This is a genomic window from Puribacter membranae (assembly GCF_055380425.1).
The window spans coordinates 1,666,379-1,683,510 of the sequence record NZ_AP040167.1; the positions used below are offsets into that span (position 1 = coordinate 1,666,379).

Annotated in this window: 19 protein-coding genes and 3 tRNA genes; 8 read left to right on the forward strand and 14 right to left on the reverse strand. The window is 54.4% G+C overall.

The features are described from left to right. Positions 1–13 precede the first annotated feature (13 nt). Positions 14–946 carry a 16S rRNA (cytosine(1402)-N(4))-methyltransferase RsmH gene (gene rsmH / locus ACZ41M_RS08020; RefSeq protein WP_464731662.1) on the reverse strand — a complete coding sequence of 311 codons (933 nt, stop codon included), beginning with the start codon at positions 944–946 and terminating at the stop codon, positions 14–16. A gap of 5 nt (positions 947–951) precedes the next feature. Next, positions 952–1,380 carry a division/cell wall cluster transcriptional repressor MraZ gene (locus ACZ41M_RS08025; RefSeq protein ID WP_464731661.1) on the reverse strand — a complete coding sequence of 143 codons (429 nt, stop codon included), beginning with the start codon at positions 1,378–1,380 and terminating at the stop codon, positions 952–954. A 442-nt stretch (positions 1,381–1,822) separates the two neighbouring features. On the opposite strand from ACZ41M_RS08025, the gene ACZ41M_RS08030 reads away from it, so the two are divergent. The 5 genes from ACZ41M_RS08030 (at position 1,823) to ACZ41M_RS08050 (ending at position 5,851) form a co-directional block, all read left to right on the forward strand. Beyond that, entirely contained in the window at positions 1,823–2,443 is a 621-nt protein-coding gene (locus ACZ41M_RS08030) for a YqgE/AlgH family protein (protein WP_464731660.1), read from the forward strand. Beyond that, positions 2,443–2,865: a Holliday junction resolvase RuvX gene (gene ruvX, locus ACZ41M_RS08035; RefSeq protein WP_464731659.1), complete on the forward strand. Its 423-nt coding sequence runs from the start codon at positions 2,443–2,445 to the stop codon at positions 2,863–2,865. The genes ACZ41M_RS08030 and ruvX overlap by 1 nt, the downstream gene beginning before the upstream one ends. A gap of 96 nt (positions 2,866–2,961) precedes the next feature. After that, positions 2,962–3,531, forward strand: coding sequence for a bifunctional pyr operon transcriptional regulator/uracil phosphoribosyltransferase PyrR (gene pyrR / locus ACZ41M_RS08040; RefSeq protein ID WP_464731658.1), 570 nt, complete (start codon positions 2,962–2,964; stop codon positions 3,529–3,531). After that, positions 3,528–4,550, forward strand: a complete 1,023-nt coding sequence (locus tag ACZ41M_RS08045) for an aspartate carbamoyltransferase catalytic subunit (protein WP_464731657.1) — start codon at positions 3,528–3,530, stop codon at positions 4,548–4,550. Before pyrR ends, ACZ41M_RS08045 begins: the two co-directional genes overlap by 4 nt. After that, positions 4,547–5,851, forward strand: a complete 1,305-nt coding sequence (locus ACZ41M_RS08050) for a dihydroorotase (protein ID WP_464731656.1) — start codon at positions 4,547–4,549, stop codon at positions 5,849–5,851. Before ACZ41M_RS08045 ends, ACZ41M_RS08050 begins: the two co-directional genes overlap by 4 nt. A gap of 142 nt (positions 5,852–5,993) precedes the next feature. Here ACZ41M_RS08050 and ACZ41M_RS08055 read toward each other — a convergent pair. The 4 genes from ACZ41M_RS08055 to ACZ41M_RS08070 all read right to left on the reverse strand — a co-directional run bounded on the left by ACZ41M_RS08055 (position 5,994) and on the right by ACZ41M_RS08070 (position 7,035). Further along, positions 5,994–6,087, reverse strand: a tRNA-Leu gene (locus tag ACZ41M_RS08055). 8 nt (positions 6,088–6,095) lie between these two features. Further along, a tRNA-Cys gene (locus ACZ41M_RS08060) sits at positions 6,096–6,169 on the reverse strand. Between the two features lie 101 nt (positions 6,170–6,270). After that, positions 6,271–6,346 (reverse strand) — tRNA-Gly (locus ACZ41M_RS08065). A gap of 188 nt (positions 6,347–6,534) precedes the next feature. Beyond that, complete coding sequence (locus ACZ41M_RS08070; RefSeq protein WP_464731655.1) at positions 6,535–7,035, reverse strand: YhbY family RNA-binding protein; 501 nt, start codon at positions 7,033–7,035, stop codon at positions 6,535–6,537. Between the two features lie 235 nt (positions 7,036–7,270). On the opposite strand from ACZ41M_RS08070, the gene ACZ41M_RS08075 reads away from it, so the two are divergent. The 3 genes from ACZ41M_RS08075 (at position 7,271) to ACZ41M_RS08085 (ending at position 12,271) form a co-directional block, all read left to right on the forward strand. Then, complete coding sequence (locus ACZ41M_RS08075) at positions 7,271–7,903, forward strand: RlmE family RNA methyltransferase (protein WP_464731654.1); 633 nt, start codon at positions 7,271–7,273, stop codon at positions 7,901–7,903. A gap of 150 nt (positions 7,904–8,053) precedes the next feature. Then, positions 8,054–10,180 carry an ATP-dependent zinc metalloprotease FtsH gene (ftsH, locus tag ACZ41M_RS08080; RefSeq protein ID WP_464731653.1) on the forward strand — a complete coding sequence of 709 codons (2,127 nt, stop codon included), beginning with the start codon at positions 8,054–8,056 and terminating at the stop codon, positions 10,178–10,180. Between the two features lie 42 nt (positions 10,181–10,222). After that, complete coding sequence (locus tag ACZ41M_RS08085) at positions 10,223–12,271, forward strand: chorismate-binding protein (RefSeq protein WP_464731652.1); 2,049 nt, start codon at positions 10,223–10,225, stop codon at positions 12,269–12,271. On the opposite strand, the gene ACZ41M_RS08090 is transcribed toward ACZ41M_RS08085, so the two are convergent. The 8 genes from ACZ41M_RS08090 to hisI all read right to left on the reverse strand — a co-directional run bounded on the left by ACZ41M_RS08090 (position 12,249) and on the right by hisI (position 17,107). Continuing rightward, positions 12,249–13,547: a hypothetical protein gene (locus ACZ41M_RS08090; RefSeq protein WP_464731651.1), complete on the reverse strand. Its 1,299-nt coding sequence runs from the start codon at positions 13,545–13,547 to the stop codon at positions 12,249–12,251. The two genes, ACZ41M_RS08085 and ACZ41M_RS08090, sit on opposite strands and share 23 nt — an antisense overlap. 23 nt (positions 13,548–13,570) lie before the next feature. Then, a complete protein-coding gene (gene pyrE / locus ACZ41M_RS08095) occupies positions 13,571–14,239 on the reverse strand; it encodes an orotate phosphoribosyltransferase (protein WP_464731650.1) in 669 nt (222 codons plus the stop codon). A gap of 29 nt (positions 14,240–14,268) precedes the next feature. Next, the gene (tatC, locus tag ACZ41M_RS08100) at positions 14,269–15,042 is read right to left on the reverse strand and encodes a twin-arginine translocase subunit TatC (protein WP_464731649.1); all 774 of its coding nucleotides are present in this window, start codon (positions 15,040–15,042) and stop codon (positions 14,269–14,271) included. A gap of 87 nt (positions 15,043–15,129) precedes the next feature. After that, the gene (gene tatB / locus ACZ41M_RS08105) at positions 15,130–15,627 is read right to left on the reverse strand and encodes a Sec-independent protein translocase protein TatB (RefSeq protein WP_464737490.1); all 498 of its coding nucleotides are present in this window, start codon (positions 15,625–15,627) and stop codon (positions 15,130–15,132) included. Between the two features lie 45 nt (positions 15,628–15,672). Beyond that, positions 15,673–15,897, reverse strand: a complete 225-nt coding sequence (gene tatA / locus ACZ41M_RS08110) for a Sec-independent protein translocase subunit TatA (protein WP_464731647.1) — start codon at positions 15,895–15,897, stop codon at positions 15,673–15,675. 33 nt (positions 15,898–15,930) lie between these two features. Next, positions 15,931–16,299, reverse strand: coding sequence for a histidine triad nucleotide-binding protein (locus ACZ41M_RS08115; protein ID WP_464731646.1), 369 nt, complete (start codon positions 16,297–16,299; stop codon positions 15,931–15,933). 56 nt (positions 16,300–16,355) lie between these two features. Then, the gene (locus ACZ41M_RS08120; RefSeq protein WP_464732174.1) at positions 16,356–16,673 is read right to left on the reverse strand and encodes a phosphoribosyl-ATP diphosphatase; all 318 of its coding nucleotides are present in this window, start codon (positions 16,671–16,673) and stop codon (positions 16,356–16,358) included. Between the two features lie 2 nt (positions 16,674–16,675). Then, positions 16,676–17,107, reverse strand: a complete 432-nt coding sequence (gene hisI, locus ACZ41M_RS08125) for a phosphoribosyl-AMP cyclohydrolase (RefSeq protein ID WP_464731645.1) — start codon at positions 17,105–17,107, stop codon at positions 16,676–16,678. Positions 17,108–17,132 lie beyond the last annotated feature (25 nt).

The following is a 17,132-nucleotide window of genomic DNA, read 5'->3' on the forward strand; positions in this document are numbered from 1 at the left end:
TCACCCGCAGGTGTTACCTATTCATTGTTTCTGCTTTTTCCGCCACACGCAAAATCGCCGAACGCGCGCGCGGATTGCTCAAAATTTCTTGCTCACTGGGCTTTTGCTTGCCCAGATCACGCAGCGGCAAACTCGGCAACTGCGCATCGGTCAACGGCAAACGCGCCCAATCCTGCGAATGTCGGCTGTGCTGCGCGATGAAACGCTTTACAGGCCGATCCTCGAGCGAATGAAAGCTAATCACCGCCATCCGTCCCTTTGGCTTAAGCAATGCCAACATCGCCGTTAATGCCGCATCCAAATCGCCCAACTCGTCATTGACTGCAATCCGAATCGCCTGAAACGTACGCGTCGCCGGATGCTGGCCTTTTTCAAACTTGCGAACCTGCCCTGCCACCACATTCGCCAAATCCAGCGTGGTTGTGAACGGCTGTTGCGCACGCCGTGCGACAATCGCCTTGGCAATCGGCTTGGCAAAGCGCTCTTCGCCATAATCGCGAATCACGCGCGCCAGCTCCGCCTCATCCACACTGCTCAGCCACTGCGTCGCTGTCAGCCCGCGTGTGTTGTCCATGCGCATGTCCAGCGGCCCGTCTTGACGAAAGCTAAAACCCCTTTTAGCTTCGTCAATCTGCGGCGAGCTCACGCCCAAGTCCAACAAAATCCCATCCACGCTCTGTGCCGACAAATGCGCCGACATGGTTTTAAAACTGTCATGCACCACATGCACGCGCGCATCATTTTTAGCCAATTCCTGCGCTGTTTGAATCGCGCGCGGGTCTTTGTCAAACACCCACAACTGACCCTTTTTACCCAACTGCGACAGGATCAAGCGCGAATGACCGCCTCGCCCAAACGTCCCATCGACATACACTCCGTCGGCCTGAATAGCTAAAGCGTCCACCGCCTCATTGAGTAAAACGGTGATGTGCGTTGGCGTATCCATACTCGTCAGAAAGTGAAGTTTTGGATGATTTCTGGCTTTTCACCTGCCAGTTTTTCATCCTCGATTTGCTCGCTCAACTGCGCATTCCAGATTTCAAAATGCGAGCCATTACCCAGCAGCTCGACGTTTTTGTCCAATTGGGCTTTGGCGCGCAAAGCCGGCGGAATCAAAATACGCCCTGCGCCGTCCCAAGTGACCGGCTCGGCGTTGGAAAAGTAAATCCGTCGCCAAACGCTCAAGGCCGATGGCCAAGTGACGATCTGCGCCGCCATTTTTTCCCAAACCGGCAAAGGCAGCAGCAGCAAGCACCCCTCAGGGCTGCGCGTAATGTACAATTGACCCTCACACTCAGCCATGAGCGCGTCACGGTGCTTAGCCGGAATCATCATCCGACCTTTGGCATCCAGCGTAAGAGGAGAATTACCGATATACACGTTGAACCCTTTTGCTTGTTTGATGGTACTTTGGGTCTAAATCGAAGGAGAATTTCTATTTTTTCCCACTAATAGACACTTTTTACCACGTTTTTCACAACTTTACGGCATGGCATCCATTCAGTCAAGCCAAATGTCGTTTTCCTCAATAAAGACAATGGGTTAGCACACTTTTTCTCAAAAATTCATGAAAAATTTTCTTATTAAAAACAAGGCGCTACGATAGGTTGTAAAAGTAAGCATTTAAGAAAAATATTTTTTGCATCAAACACACGCCCCCTCACATATCGGAAACCGTTTTCATGAGGCGCACAAAATTCCTAGAATGACTCAACAAGACACCAACGCCTTGATTTTTGCCACGCTGCCTCGATATAAACAATCAACCCAGTAAAAAATCATTGATCTACAATACACCGCCGCAACGCGTTACAATAAAGCCATGAGCAAAACCAATACCTCCGGTACATCCAGCAGCAACAGCACCGCACACACCCTGAATCTGGCCGGTCAGTTTCTGATCGCCATGCCAAACCTATCAGGCGACACCTTTGAGCGCACGGTGGTGTATCTTTGTGAGCATTCGGCCAACGGCGCGCTGGGCTTGATCGTCAACCGCACCGCCGACGTCAAGGTTTCAGAAATTTTGAACAAATTAGCCGCCGAGGACAGCGACATTCACTACGCGCCCTCAAACCGCGCCGATCAAGCAGTATTGCTCGGCGGGCCGGTACAAACCGAGCGCGGTTTCGTTCTGCACGCGCCGTTTCAGCAGTACACATCCACCGTGCGCATCAGCGAGCGCCTCGGCTTGACCAGCTCACGCGACATTTTGGAAGATTGGGCGCAGGGACAAGGGCCCAAGCATATGCTGCTGGCCTTGGGCTATGCAGGCTGGAGCGCCGGGCAATTGGAAGCAGAGTTGGCACGCAATGCGTGGCTGACCGTTCCGGCGGACGAACATGTGCTGTTTGAGACCCTGCCGAGTGAGAAATACAGCCAAGCCATGCGCCTGCTGGGCATCAACGAAACCATGATCAGCGATACCGCCGGACACGCGTGATGAATACGGCGCAAACCCTCATTGGTATTGATTACGGTTTAAAACGCATTGGCGTCGCCGTCGGCAACACCCTGACGCAGCACGCCGAGCCGCTGGAAATCATCCCCAACACCGACTTTCCGAGCGTGCTTGCGCGCCTGCAACGCCTGATTCAAGAATGGCAGGCCAACGCCTTGGTGCTCGGTCTGCCGCGCCACCCGGACGGCACGGCGCACACCATGACGCAGGCTTGTATGGATTTTCACGCGCAACTGTCGCAAGCGGTGTCGCTGCCCATTCATTGGGTGGATGAGCGTTACTCCTCCGCGGTTTTGCCCAACCAAACCCGACAAAATGCACGCGGCCAAACCCGTGCTGTGACGCAGGACGACCGCGCAGCGGCGGTGATATTGCAGCAGTATTTGGATGAGTTGACACATTAAACCGCCCAATCGCACCTGCCGTACACTGCATTTTTAGCCCAAAAATCAAACCAATCGGATAGAATAGCGAGCAATCCCTCTTTTACGGTGTTTGCCATGTCCCATCTCTCCGATTTCGACGCGCCCAACTCCCACATACCCGACGCAGAGCATCTGTATGGTCAATTGTTCAAACAATTGCACGAGCTGTTTAGTCGCGCCGCACAGCCCCCTGCGCTGATCGGCATCCATCGGGGCGGCGCATGGCTGGCCGAACGTTTGCACCACGACCTCGGACTGATCGAGCCATTCGGCACGCTGGATATTTCTTTTTACCGCGACGATTACGCCACCAAAGGCATTAGCGCGAACATCAAGACCACGCACATTCCCTTTGACATCGAAAACCGCGTGGTGGTGCTGTGCGACGATATTTTGAACAGCGGCCGCAGCGTGCGCGGCGCACTCAACGAGTTATTTGAATTCGGCCGTCCGGCAAACGTTTTACTCGCGGTATTGTACGATCGCGGCGGACGCCAACTGCCGATCGCCGCTCAAATCATGGGCGGCGCAGGCGAATTCGACCCGGCGTACAAGCTGGTGTTGGAACGCGACGCATCCAGCCGATTCTGCTTCCGCATTCCCCGACGAATTGACCCAACCGAACCATCCAAGGAGCTTTTATGACCGCTCACAATTCCATCAGCCCACGCCCCGTACCGTGGGCTGATTTACGCAACGCGCGCAATCCGCAGATGACCAGCGACGGGCAGCTGCAACACCTACTCAGCCTCGAAGGGCTGTCACGCGACATGCTCACCCACATACTCGACACCGCCGAGTCATTCCTCTCACTGAACGACCGCGATGTGAAAAAAGTACCCCTGTTGCGCGGCAAATCGGTATTCAATATTTTTTTCGAGAACTCAACGCGCACCCGCACCACCTTTGAAATCGCGGCCAAACGCCTATCCGCCGACGTAATCAATCTGAACATCGAAGCCTCCTCCACCAGCAAAGGCGAAACGCTGCTCGACACCATGGACAATCTCGCGGCAATGCACGCCGACATGTTTGTCGTGCGTCACAACCAAAGCGGCGCCCCCTACCTCATGGCCGAGCACCTGAACCAACTCGGGCGCAAAGACATCCACATCATCAACGCCGGCGACGGTCGCCATTCGCACCCGACGCAGGGCCTGCTCGACATGTACACCATCCGCCACTACAAAAAAGATTTCACGCAACTGCGCGTTGCGATTGTCGGCGACATCCTGCACTCGCGCGTCGCGCGCTCCAACATCCACGCGCTGACCACACTCGGCGTGCCCGAAGTGCGTGTGATCGGCCCGCAAACCTTGCTCCCAAGCGGACTGCGCGAAATGGGCGCGCACGTTTACCATGACATGAACGAAGGCCTGCGCGACGTAGACGTGGTCATCATGCTGCGCCTGCAACGCGAACGGATGCACGGCGCATTACTGCCTTCTGAGGCCGAATACTTCAAACACTACGGCCTGTCGCAAGACAAACTCAAACTCGCCCGGCCCGACTGCATCGTCATGCACCCCGGTCCGATCAATCGTGGCGTCGAAATCGCCTCTGACGTCGCCGACGGACCGCAAGCCGTGATACTGCCGCAAGTGAGCTTCGGCATAGCGATACGCATGGCCGTAATGGCGATTTTAGCAGGAGGCAAAGCATGAGCACCGCAGCACACACCGCATTGATCATTGAAAACGCCCGATTGATACACACCGCCGGCACACAAGCGCACACCGATGCGCACAGCTCCACCGTCTACGTGCTGAACGGACACATCGTCGGCGTCGACCAAAAACCTGCCGACTTTCCCGAACAGGCCGAGCACATTGACGCGCAGCACCGGCTGATGAGCTTCGCGCTGGCCGATTTGGCCGTGCGTCTGAGCGAGAAAGGCGGCAACCGCAACGACGTCATGGCCGACGTACTCCATGCCGCATTGCGCGGCGGCGTCGCCCACGTCGCCTGCCTGCCTGACGCCAACCCGATTCTGGACGAGCCACGTTTGGTCACGCAAATCAAACGCCAAGCCGAATCGCTCGATTTAGCCGAAATCTACCCGCTCGGCGCGCTCACGCAAGAACTCAAAGGCGAACAACTGGCCGAAATGGCCACACTGGTGGAGCACGGCTGCATCGCACTCAGCCAAGCCGATGAACCAATTCGCAACACACAGGTATTGCAACGCGCGCTCGCCTACGCCGCCAGTTTTGGCCTACCGGTTTGGCTGCGCGCCAACGACAGCTTTTTAGGTGGCGGCTTCGCCGCATCCGGCGCCTACGCTTCGCGTTTAGGGTTATCCGGCGTACCGGTTGCCGCCGAATCCATCGCCCTGTTCACCCTATTTGAATTATTACGCGGCATGGGTAAAAACGCACCGAAAGTCCACATCTGTCGCATCTCCAGCGCACGCGCGGTCGAACTCATCCGCGCCGCCAAAACCGAAGGACTGAACATCACCTGCGACGTCAATATGCACCACCTACACCTGATCGACTCCGACATGGGCTACTTCAACGCCCAAATGGTGTTCACCCCGCCGCTGCGCTCCGCCGCTGATCGCACCGCTCTGTGCACGGCCGTTTTGGACGGTACGATTGACGCCATCGTCTCCGATCACACCGCCGTCAACGCCGACGCGAAACATCTGCCGGTCGGCCAAACGCAAGCAGGCGCAGTCGGCGTGCAATGGCTACTCAACAGCGTGCTGCATTTTGCCCAAGAAAATCACGCCGATGCGGCGCACGCTTTGCGTGCCGTGGTTGCCGAACCATACGCTGTTTTGGGCTTGAATGCGCCTGAATGGGTCAATGGCGCTGCCGCCAACTTCGTGATTTTCGACGACAGCACGCATCAAACCATTAACGAATCGTACATCCAAGGCCGACACCTCAATACACCGTGGCTCGGCTACGAATTGAGCGGCACAATTACACAGGTGATTCACCACGGGCGTATGATTTAACCCGCCCACCCAAACAAAAGCCCCGCGCATGTATATGGGCGGGGCTTTGTTTATATCTCACTCAAACACCAATAAAAAACCCGCACAACTCAATGTTTCTGCGGGTTTGTCTATTGCTTAAATGTCGCTGGGTAACTCAGCGTGGTGCCCGGGGCCGGAATCGAACCGGCACGCCCCTTATTCAGGTAAGCGGCGGATTTTAAGTCCGCTGTGTCTACCAATTTCACCACCCGGGCAACATTTGTGGAGGCGGGGGCCGGAATCGAACCGGCGTAGACGGCTTTGCAAGCCGCTGCATAACCATTTTGCTACCCCGCCAATGTGACTTGGCATGCGCTTCGCATTTTAACTGATTTTAAAACGCACTGCTGTAAGAATAAAGGGAAGCGGACGTATTACGTTGCTTCCCTTTGAAAACTTGGAGCGGGAAACGAGGCTCGAACTCGCGACCTCAACCTTGGCAAGGTTGCGCTCTACCAACTGAGCTATTCCCGCGCTACAAGAGATTGAAATTATAGGATTGATTCCAAACTCTGTCAAGCATATTTTTAAATTTGATGTGTATTTTTTACAAAAAACTCATGCGTAATCGGGATGATTTTGCCACGCGTATGATAAGTTTTTGTTTTTATTGGTTTTGTTTTCCAATGCGCTATTTTTATTCAAAAGCAATTAAATCGCACTTAAGCCATGCGTTTTTTCGCACTCACGGTTTTTTTCTTAGCGCGTTTGACATTGCCGCCTTGCGTGACGCGCTCGTTGCCTTTGACCAGAACCTGTTTGGCACGCGGACGCTGATGGGGAACCTCTTGTTTGACGATGGTGACGCGACGCACGCCCGCGCCTTTGGTCTTGGTTCCGGTTTCTCCGGCCAAACTTTGTGCCAAAGTGGTTTTTTTCGCCGCGCTGCTTTCGGGGCGGTAGATCACCAGCAGTTTGCCGATGTGTTGTACCAGCGCGCAGTTCAATTTTTCGCAAATGGCTTGCGCATAGGCGGTGCGGGTTTCTTTGTCGTCGGAGAAGACGCGAATTTTGATGAGCGTGTGCGCATTCAGCGTACGCTCGATTTCAGTCATGACCGATTCGGTCAATCCGGCGTCACCTATCATGACCAACGGTGATAGTTCGTGTGCTTGCGCGCGTAAAGCCGAACGCTGCGCTGAAGATAAGGTTAAAATACTCATGGTTACTTCCGATGTCGATATATGGATGTTGCGTGCGGTTTGTGTGATTGTTATTGTCGTGAACACAAGCGCTTAAAGCAAATACGAATACGCCGCAGCAGGTGCTACGCGGCGCGTCGGGTAACATTATCGCTGAATTTGCGCCGTTTAGGCGGTTTTTTATCGCCAAAGTCGCACAAATGGCGCAATTGCAACCCGCTCATGATTTTCCCTAATTTCTCTAACGCATGGTTTTATGAAGAAAAATAAATCGAATCCCTCTTGGGTACACGCCCACATCAATGATCCTTATGTGAAAATGGCACAAAAGGATGGTTATCGCGCGCGCGCGGCGTATAAGCTCAAGGAAATCGATGATGAATATCACTTGATTAAAAGCGGCATGGTGGTGGTGGATTTAGGCTCCACACCCGGAAGTTGGTCGCAGGTGGTGCGTGAAAAGCTGGCGCATCAGGGACAGATGAATGGCCGCATCATTGCGCTGGATTTGTTGGAAATGGAGCCGATTGCCGGTGTGGACTTTATTCTCGGCGATTTTCGTGAGGATGAGGTACTGACGCAATTGCAAAATTTAGTCGGCGATGCGCGCGTAGACCTTGTTTTATCGGACATGGCACCCAATCTATCGGGTATCGCTTCGGTGGATGCGGCACGCATTGAGCATATTTCGGAGCTGGCCTTGGATTTCGCGCAAAATCATTTGCAACCGAATGGCGCGCTGCTGATTAAAACCTTTCACGGCGGCGCGTTTGACTCGATTGTGAAGCAGTTCCGCGCGATGTTTAAACAGGTACACATCCGCAAGCCAAAGGCCTCGCGCGACAAATCGGCGGAGACCTATGTTTTGGGGCGCGGATTGAAAGGGTAACAGAGGTAACAACGGCGATGCGGTAAACCGAGAGGTCGATTTTTCTGCATGATTGAATGTGAATTTTGCCTTACAATGCTTCGCTATTACATTGTATTGATGATTAAAAAATAATATCTGCGATGAAGTTGATCGCTTAGGAGTAAGAATTTGAAGAACAACGCTTGGACGCGCTGGCTATTTTGGGCACTGGGTTTGATGCTGGTGTGGTACACCTTTGGTCAGGTGGAGCAGTCAAACAAAGGCAAAATGCCCGAGGTGAGCTATAGTGAATTCATGACCAAAGTCAAAGCCCACGAAATCAAAGAAGTGGAAATTAAGGGCAATGAGCTGACCGCCACACCAAACGAAGGCGCGAAATTCACCTTGGTCGCGCCGAGCGACGATGCGCTGGTGGGCACACTGCTGAGCAACAATGTCAAAGTGACCGGTCGCCAAGTCGAAGGCACAAGCTTCTGGCAAAACCTGTTGTTCTCTCTCTTGCCAATTTTATTGCTGGTTGGGCTGTGGTTCTTCATGATGCGTCAGATGAACGGCGGTAAAAGCGGCGTGATGTCGGTCGGCAAATCGAAAGCGCGCTTGCAAGACGACAGCGCGAAGAGCGTCAATTTTAATGACGTTGCCGGCTGTGACGAGGCCAAAGAGGAAGTGAAAGAAATTGTCGACTTCCTCAAAGACCCGCAAAAATTCCAAAAGCTCGGTGGCAACATTCCACACGGCATCCTGCTGGTCGGGCCGCCGGGTACAGGTAAAACGCTGCTCGCCAAAGCGATTGCGGGCGAAGCGCGCGTGCCATTCTTCAGCGTATCCGGCTCGGATTTCGTCGAAATGTTTGTCGGCGTGGGCGCATCGCGCGTGCGCGACATGTTTGACCAAGCCAAAAAACACGCGCCATGTATCGTGTTCGTCGATGAGATTGACGCGGTCGGTCGCCATCGCGGCTCAGGCACGGGCGGTGGTAATGACGAACGCGAACAGACATTGAACCAAATGTTGGTGGAAATGGACGGCTTTGAAGGCAACTCCGGCGTGATCGTGATCGCTGCGACCAACCGCGCCGATGTACTGGACAAAGCCTTGCTGCGTCCGGGTCGTTTTGACCGCCAAGTCTACGTCGGCCTGCCGGACATTCGTGGCCGCGAGCAAATTTTGAACGTACACATGCGCAAAGTACCGGTCGCCAAAGACGTTGACGCCTCGGTGATCGCACGCGGTACACCGGGCTTTTCTGGCGCGGATTTGGCCAACTTGGTCAACGAGGCCGCGCTGTTTGCCGCCCGTCGCAACAAGCGTTTGGTCGAAATGAAGGATTTTGAAGACGCCAAAGACAAAATCTTCATGGGGCCGGAGCGCCGCTCCACCGTCATGCGTGAGGAAGAGCGTCGTGCCACCGCCTATCACGAATCCGGCCATGCCGTGGTCGCTGAACTATTGCCTAACGCCGATCCGGTACACAAAGTCACCATCATGCCACGCGGTTGGGCGCTGGGCGTGACATGGCAATTGCCGGAGTACGACAAATACTCCAAATACGCGCACAATATTCTCGACGAAATCACCATCCTGTTTGGCGGACGCGCCGCGGAAGAAGTTTTCCTAAACGCGCGCAGCACCGGCGCATCGAATGACTTTGAACGCGCCACCGCCTTGGCACGCGACATGGTCGCCCGCTTCGGCATGACCGATGCGCTGGGGCCGATGGTGTACGTGGACAACGAAAACGGTCCGGGCGGTATGAGTTTCAACCGCGCGGTGTCCGAAGACACTCAGCAACGTGTCGATGCCGAAATTCGCCGTATTTTGGACGAACAATACGCCTTGGCCAGACGCCTGCTCGAAGAGAATCGCGATAAGGTAGAAGCCATGACCAGTGCTCTGATGGAATGGGAAACCATTGATCGTGAGCAGGTACAGGACATCATGGCCGGCCTGCCGCCGCGTCCGCCAAAACACGCCGAGTCAGGCGCGGGCAACAGCGATGCCAATACACCGGCGGCGCAACCACAAGATTCGAATACCGAATCCTCACCGGCTGTATCGCCAACGCCCGTATTGGTTGGCGCGGCAGGCTCTGCCAACTTGGCCGAATCTGCTGAGTCCGCCGAATCCACCCAAGCCGCGGCAGACTCATCAACGGACACCGATCCAACCGAGCCGAAGGATGAGCGCCCCAATACACCGTTCAATACGCGCCCTCATGTGGATACAAACAATGCATCCAACGATGCAGGTGTGCGCCTCCCATCCGGCTCCAGCGGCAAGCCGCCTTTATTCTGAGGCTGACCACTCAAAAAAAGCCACTGCAAGGTGGCTTTTTTTGTGCCGCTTCGTCACAATATCGCCATGTCCGATATTCAACCGCTTCCGCACCTTTCGACTCGCCCGCCGTCCGCGCTGAGCGCCCTGCTGTTCGACTCCAACGAGACCGACGCCCGCTGCCGCCTGTACGAGCAGGCCGAGCGTGTGTGGCTATGTCCAGCAGACAGTGCTGCCGCCGATATTCACCGCGCCCTCCACGACATCGAGCAAGCGGCGCATGACGGCGCATTCATCATATTGAGCCTATCATTTGAGGCCTACCGCGCATTCTCCAGCGCCACGCATTTACCCGAAATCATCAAACCACAAGTGGACGAGGAGCTACCGCGCACACCGATATTGCAGGCGGTTGCATTCCGTTCGCTGCGCTTATTGGATAAAAATGCGGCTTTGGCGTGGCTGGATGCGCAGGCCAATCCGCACACCCAAACGCATCTGTCCACACCGACAGCGGCAATTTCTGCGGCGCAATTTCACGCCAATATTGCCGAAATACGCGAGCGCATCGCCGCCGGACAGACCTACCAAGTCAACCTCACCTTCCCGTATCGCGCACAACTGCGCGCCTTTGTTCCAAATGACGAAAGCTCTGCGGCGCACCCGAACAACAACGATAGCGTCCTGTTCGCCACGTTTGCGCAACTGGTGCGCGCGGTGAATGTGCCCTATGCCGGACTGCTGCTGCTCCCTGAAAACAGCTTGCTGTCTTTTTCGCCCGAACTATTCTTTGAGCTGGACGGATTGCAACTGCGCACCCGCCCGATGAAAGGCACCGCGCCTCTGGGCGCAACGCCCGAAGAAACCGCGCGCATCGCCGACGCATTGGCCAATGACGAGAAAAACCGCGCCGAAAACCTGATGATTCTCGACCTGCTGCGCAACGACGTCGCGCGTCTGCCGCAAACCCGCGCCGTACACGTGCCCGAACGATTCCACGTTCAATCCTACGGCTCGATTTTGCAAATGACTTCGACCGTTCAGGCCGAATTGCGCGCACAGCCGTCGCTTCTGGCGCTATTCGACGCGCTGTTCCCTTGCGGCTCCATCACCGGTGCGCCCAAGCACGAAACGCTGCGCATCATCCAAGGCATTGAACCCTACGCGCGCGGTGCGTACTGTGGCGCCATCGGCTACATTCAGCGCGATGCCAACGAACCAAGCCTGTTGCAAATGCGTATGAATGTCGCGATTCGCACGTTGGAAACCCGCGCCACACCGATCATCGAGCCGTATGGCATAGCGCGCTGGCCAATCCAATGTTCGGTCGGTGCAGGCATTACCTACGACTCGGAGGCAGAGGCGGAGTGGCAGGAATGCGCGCTCAAAGCCCAATTCCTTGCCCGCCACACCGCACCCTTTGAGCTGATCGAAACCATGCGCTTGATTCGCGAACCCGTTACTGCCCGGGTGCAACAATGGCGCGTACCTGAGGAATATTTAAACGCACATCGCGAGCGCATGATGCGCAGTGCGCAGATATTGAACTTCGTGTGGAATGAGGACGCATTTTCGGCCTGTTTGGAGCAGGCACGGCAGCATGCGCAAGCCCTCGCGGCAACTTCACCCAAGGAAAGCGCCCTGCGTCTGCGCATCAGCTTAAATTCGGATGGCACATTTACCGCGCAGTTGGCGCCATTGGAAGCCTGGACCACGCCGGTACCGTTTGCCGTTTACCCCGAGCCGATGCACAGCGCCAACCCCATGCTCGCGCACAAAACCAGTATGCGTGCGGCCTACAACCACGCGCTGGCGCAAGCCAAGGCCGAGGGACTATTCGATTATGTATTCGTGAATGAACGAGGTGAAATCACCGAAGGCGCACGCAGCTGCATACTGCTGCAATTGGATGGCGCATGGTACACCCCACCGCTGGCGAGCGGGCTATTGCCCAGCGTGGTGCGCACTTTAGAATTGCGCAACCCTGAGAAAAGAATCCGTCAGCAAAAACTGACTTTATCGGACCTACACCGCGCCGAACAGATTCTACTCGGTAATGCTGTGTATGACTGGCTGGAAGCTCAGCAGCTTAGGTCGGACATTGCACCTTGAGCAAGTATTCCCTGTTCAGTTTCTGCGTATAACGCCGCGGAATATGCGCCCGAATCGTATTGTTCTGTACCACTGCGGGATAACGGCAAATCTGTTGTTCCGCTCCATCCACGTGATGCCATAGGCTCCAGTACACAGTGGTTCCATCTGGCGCATTCACAGGCGCATCAAAAAAAGTAATGCCTTCGGCATCACCGATACTGCGTTCGCCTGCTTGTGCCTCCAGCGGAAATGCCCGCGCATTCAAAAAGCCAAACTTTGAATCATGTTGTACAACGTGATCGCGCATATACGGCCAAACATATTCGCGCAAAAAATACTGATCGGCAAAGCGTTCATCCGGTGACGTTTTGGTCAAATAATCTCCTACCATTTGACTCATCGGAGGTAAAGCGCCTCGAACGCAGCCCCATAGCCCAGCCAAAACCAACTCGGTATGGCTACCCGCATCGCGCATCATATGAAAAGGCTGTTGACTACACACCCAATCCTCTACTGCCAAGGCTTCACGCTTTGACACCACTGAATCAGCATCCCGAAAAATCACTCGACTGACATTTGGATCATCATAAGCCGCGAAACGCCACATTGCGCCAGGCCAAGTTTTGACCTCATCATCGACCAGCATGATTTGTGCCCCGTGTTCCCGCAGTCTCGAAAGAATAAACTCTGGCACACTGTCATCGACATAAAATCGGCAACGCCAATCGGGATACACGCGCTTTTGCTCGATGACGTTGAGCACGGCGGTTTCACAATACTTTGAGTCTGAACCAAACAGCGAAAACGCAATGATGCGCTCACCCGCTATCTCTGGTTTGGACAAAGCGCTCACATCCCACGCGAAAGGCGCGCGCAAACCAAAGCGCTGATGACGCATGGTCAATGCGGTCAAGCCATATTGGCGTGTATGATCCGTCTCACCCTGCGCGCCATAAGCATGAGCCAAGCCATCATAAGCCGCTAACAAATCCGGGTCGAGTGCCAATGCCCGCTGGCAGCAGTCAATTGCCACATCCCATTTTTGCAAGTACACTGCGCAGGTCGCCGCGTCGGTCCAGACCGAAGCAATGCGCGGGTGCTGTTTGACAAAATCAAGCGCCGTCTGTAAAGCCTGCTCGTACGCACCGCGTTCATATTGCGCCAAAAATTGTGCTTGCCACTGATCGGGACTCAAATTTTTTATGGCCAATTGTTTGGCAAAAAATGGATGTTGCGCCGCTTGTGTGCGCTTTTTTGCATGATTGTGGCCGGATTTTTTAGGCGCGCGAGACATTGTGAATCACTTATTTCAATTCATTAAACGCCATAGCGCTCACGGTAGGCTTTCACCGCCGCTTGGTACTGCACCAAATCCGGCGAGGACTGCGCATCCAAATAGCTCATCAAATCGCTCAAGTTGGCAATCGCGAATACCGGGATCCCAAAATCCCGCTCCACCGCCTGAACCGCAGAAAACTCGCCCACCTCGGTCGCATTGCCACTTTTTTCCATACGATCCAATGCAATCAGCACCGCCACCGGCGTTGCTCCCGCCGCGCGCAGCATCTCGACCGATTCGCGTACCGATGTACCTGCCGAAATCACATCATCGACGATGACCACACGTTTGCCTTCCAACGGCGCGCCGACCAGTACACCGCCTTCGCCGTGGTCTTTGGCCTCTTTGCGGTTGTAGGCATACGGCACATTGTGCCCTTTTTGCACCAACGCCATCGCGGTGGCCGAAGCGAGCGTGATGCCTTTATATGCCGGGCCAAACAGCGCATCAAATGCAAAGCCTTGCCCCATGCGTTCGATCAATACCTCTGCGTAGCCATTGGCCAGTTGCGCCAAACTCGCGCCGTCGTAGAACAATCCGGCATTAAAAAAATAGGGCGACAAACGCCCCGCTTTGGTTTTGAATTCGCCAAAACGCAACACGTCCTGCGCCAATGCAAATCGAATAAAATCGTGTGCTGTACTCATGGTTATTACCTGTTTTAATTCAATTGGATTTATGCCGCATCTGTCGCATCTTTGGGCACAGCAAAGCGCGCCGCCCAAATACCGACCTCATACAACAAACACAAAGGGATCGCCAGCAGCAGCATGGAGACTGCATCCGGCGGCGTGACCAGTGCCGATACGGCAAACGCACCGACGATCATATACGGCCGCCACTCTTTGAGCTGTTGAATCGACACGAAACCGAGCTTGACCAGCACCACCACCACCACCGGCACCTCAAAAGCCAAGCCAAATGCTAAAAACATCGCCAGCCCAAAACTCAAATAGCGATCAATATCGGTCGCCATCTCCACGCCATGCGGCGTAAGGCTGGCCATAAGTTTAAACACCGTCGGAAAGACGATGAAATACGCAAACGCCGAACCGACCAAAAACAACAGATACGAGGACACCACCACCGGCACGACCAATTTTTTCTCGCGCGCATACAAACCCGGCGCGACAAACGCCCAAACCTGATACAACACCACCGGCAAGGCGACGACAAACGACACCCACAGCACGAATTTAATCGGCACGAAAAAGTTCGAGGTCACTTCGGTAGAAATCATGCGTGCGCCTTCGGGTAGGCTGCGTACCATCGGCGCGGAAAACAGCTCGAAAATGCCGTTGCGCCAGTAAAACAAAGCCACGAACACGATCAACACGGCCGCCGCGCTGCGAATCAGACGATCGCGCAGCTCAACCAAATGCGCCATCCAACCATCCAAGCCAATCGCTTCGTCATCCTTTTGTTCGGGGGTGTTGAGTTTTTGAACCATAAATAACTTCAATTATTGAATCGTGCGGATCATGCGCGAAAATGGGGAATTAGGGAAAATTCAACAAATGGGGACAAATCGGCCTTTTTAAAAAAAACCGCGCGCGCGTGTTGATTTCTGATGCGCCCGATGAATCGACATACGCGCCGCCTCAGTTCGCACCCGTTTGGGTAAACGTTGCTGCGCCTTATACCACTGCGGGGTTTTACCCAATTTGACTTGCCAACTGGCGCGACCGGTGCGCCGCGCCCGCGCAATGGCCAAAGCATTTTGATAGGCACTGTTGTCCACCGGCTTACCCAGAGACAAGCTTTCATAGCCTTGCTGCAACTCATCGTGCGTGTCCTGCCACGACTGGCGCATCTGCTGTTCCGCCGAACGAATCTCACTCTGTACCGATTGAGCCATACCCTTGATTTCATTCAATTCAGCGGTATTCATCTCGCGCGTGACCTCGTCTTTGACCGTCTGAACATAACGCTGCGCGCGACCAAACAGCGCGCCGGCAATACGGGCGACTTTTGGCAAACGTTCCGGCCCCAAAACAATCAGCCCGACGATCGCGAGGATGAAAATTTTGGACAAACCCAAATCAAACATAGCGTATGTACTCGGCTAAAATGCGGTCAATTACGCGGAATGGCTTTTGTCTTTTTGTTCGGCGTTGATGGTTTTGTTATCCTCCAGCGCCTTGCCCACTTGACCCGCTTTTTCTTCCTCGCCCTTCATGCCTTCTTTAAAGCCGCGCACCGCTTCACCCAAGTCGCGTCCGGTGTTGCGCAGTTTTTTCGTGCCGAAAATCAACACGATGACCAACAGCAAAATAATCCAGTGCGTTAAGCTAAATCCACCCATGTCGTACTCCTCAATCTGTTTAAAATCAATCTGTTACTGAGCATTGGCAAAGCCGCGCCACGGACGCGGGCCTGCCAAAATGTGCAAATGCATATGATACACCTCTTGCCCGCCGGCTGGGCCGACATTCATCAGCACGCGAAAGCCGCCCTGCGGCAAGGCCGGTGCGCCATTGTCCAGTGCGATTTGTGGCGCGAGCGCCATCATGCGCCCAACCATCGCCGCACGTTCGGGCGTCTGACAGTCCGCCAGCGTCTCGATGTGTGCTTTGGGAATCAATAAAATATGAATCGGCGCGGCGGGATTGATGTCCTTGAACGCAACGAATTCATCATCTTCATACACCTTACCGGCAGGGATTTCACCAGAAACGATTTTACAAAAAATGCAGTCTGCACTCATATTGACCTCTATTTTTAATCCGAGTTAGTAAACACCAACTTTCAACATACCTTCGATTATTCGCTGCGCGAGGCTTTCTCCACCAAGCCCGACAAGCCCTCACGACGCGCCAATTCGTCCGCCACATCGGCCAACGTTAAATCATACTGGGCCAACATGACCATCAGATGAAACAGCAAATCCGCCGACTCGTACACGATCTGTTCGCGGTTTTCGTCTTTCGCTGCGATCACGACCTCTGTCGCCTCTTCACCGATTTTTTTCAAAATGCTGTCCGCGCCTTTGTGAAACAATTTGGCAACGTACGAACTGTCGGGGTTCGCGGTTTTGCGCGATTCGATGGTCGCGCTCAGTTGTTCAAACACGCTTTGCATATTCATAAACGGCTCTCAGTTGGCGGCATATCTGAATTCTCAACATCCGACGCATAAATCAGCGCAGGGTCTTTGAGCACCGGCTCGGTCACTTCCCAAGCCTGCGCATCAAAGTTAAACGATTCAAAAAAGCAGCTGTTACGCCCCGTGTGACACGCAATCCCGCCGACCTGCTCCACCGTCAGCAGCAGCACATCCTGATCGCAGTCCATGCGCAGGGATTTGACGTGTTGCACATGGCCGGACTCTTCGCCTTTGAACCACAGTTTGCGGCGCGAACGCGAAAAATACACCGCCTGGCGCAGCTCCATGGTTTTTTGCAATGCCTCACGGTTCATCCACGCAAACATCAAGACTTTATGCGTTTCATGATCCTGAACAATCACAGGAATCAGCCCCTGATCGTCCCACTCAATCCGATTGAATCGTTCCACTATAATACCTATTTCTCAAAATCGA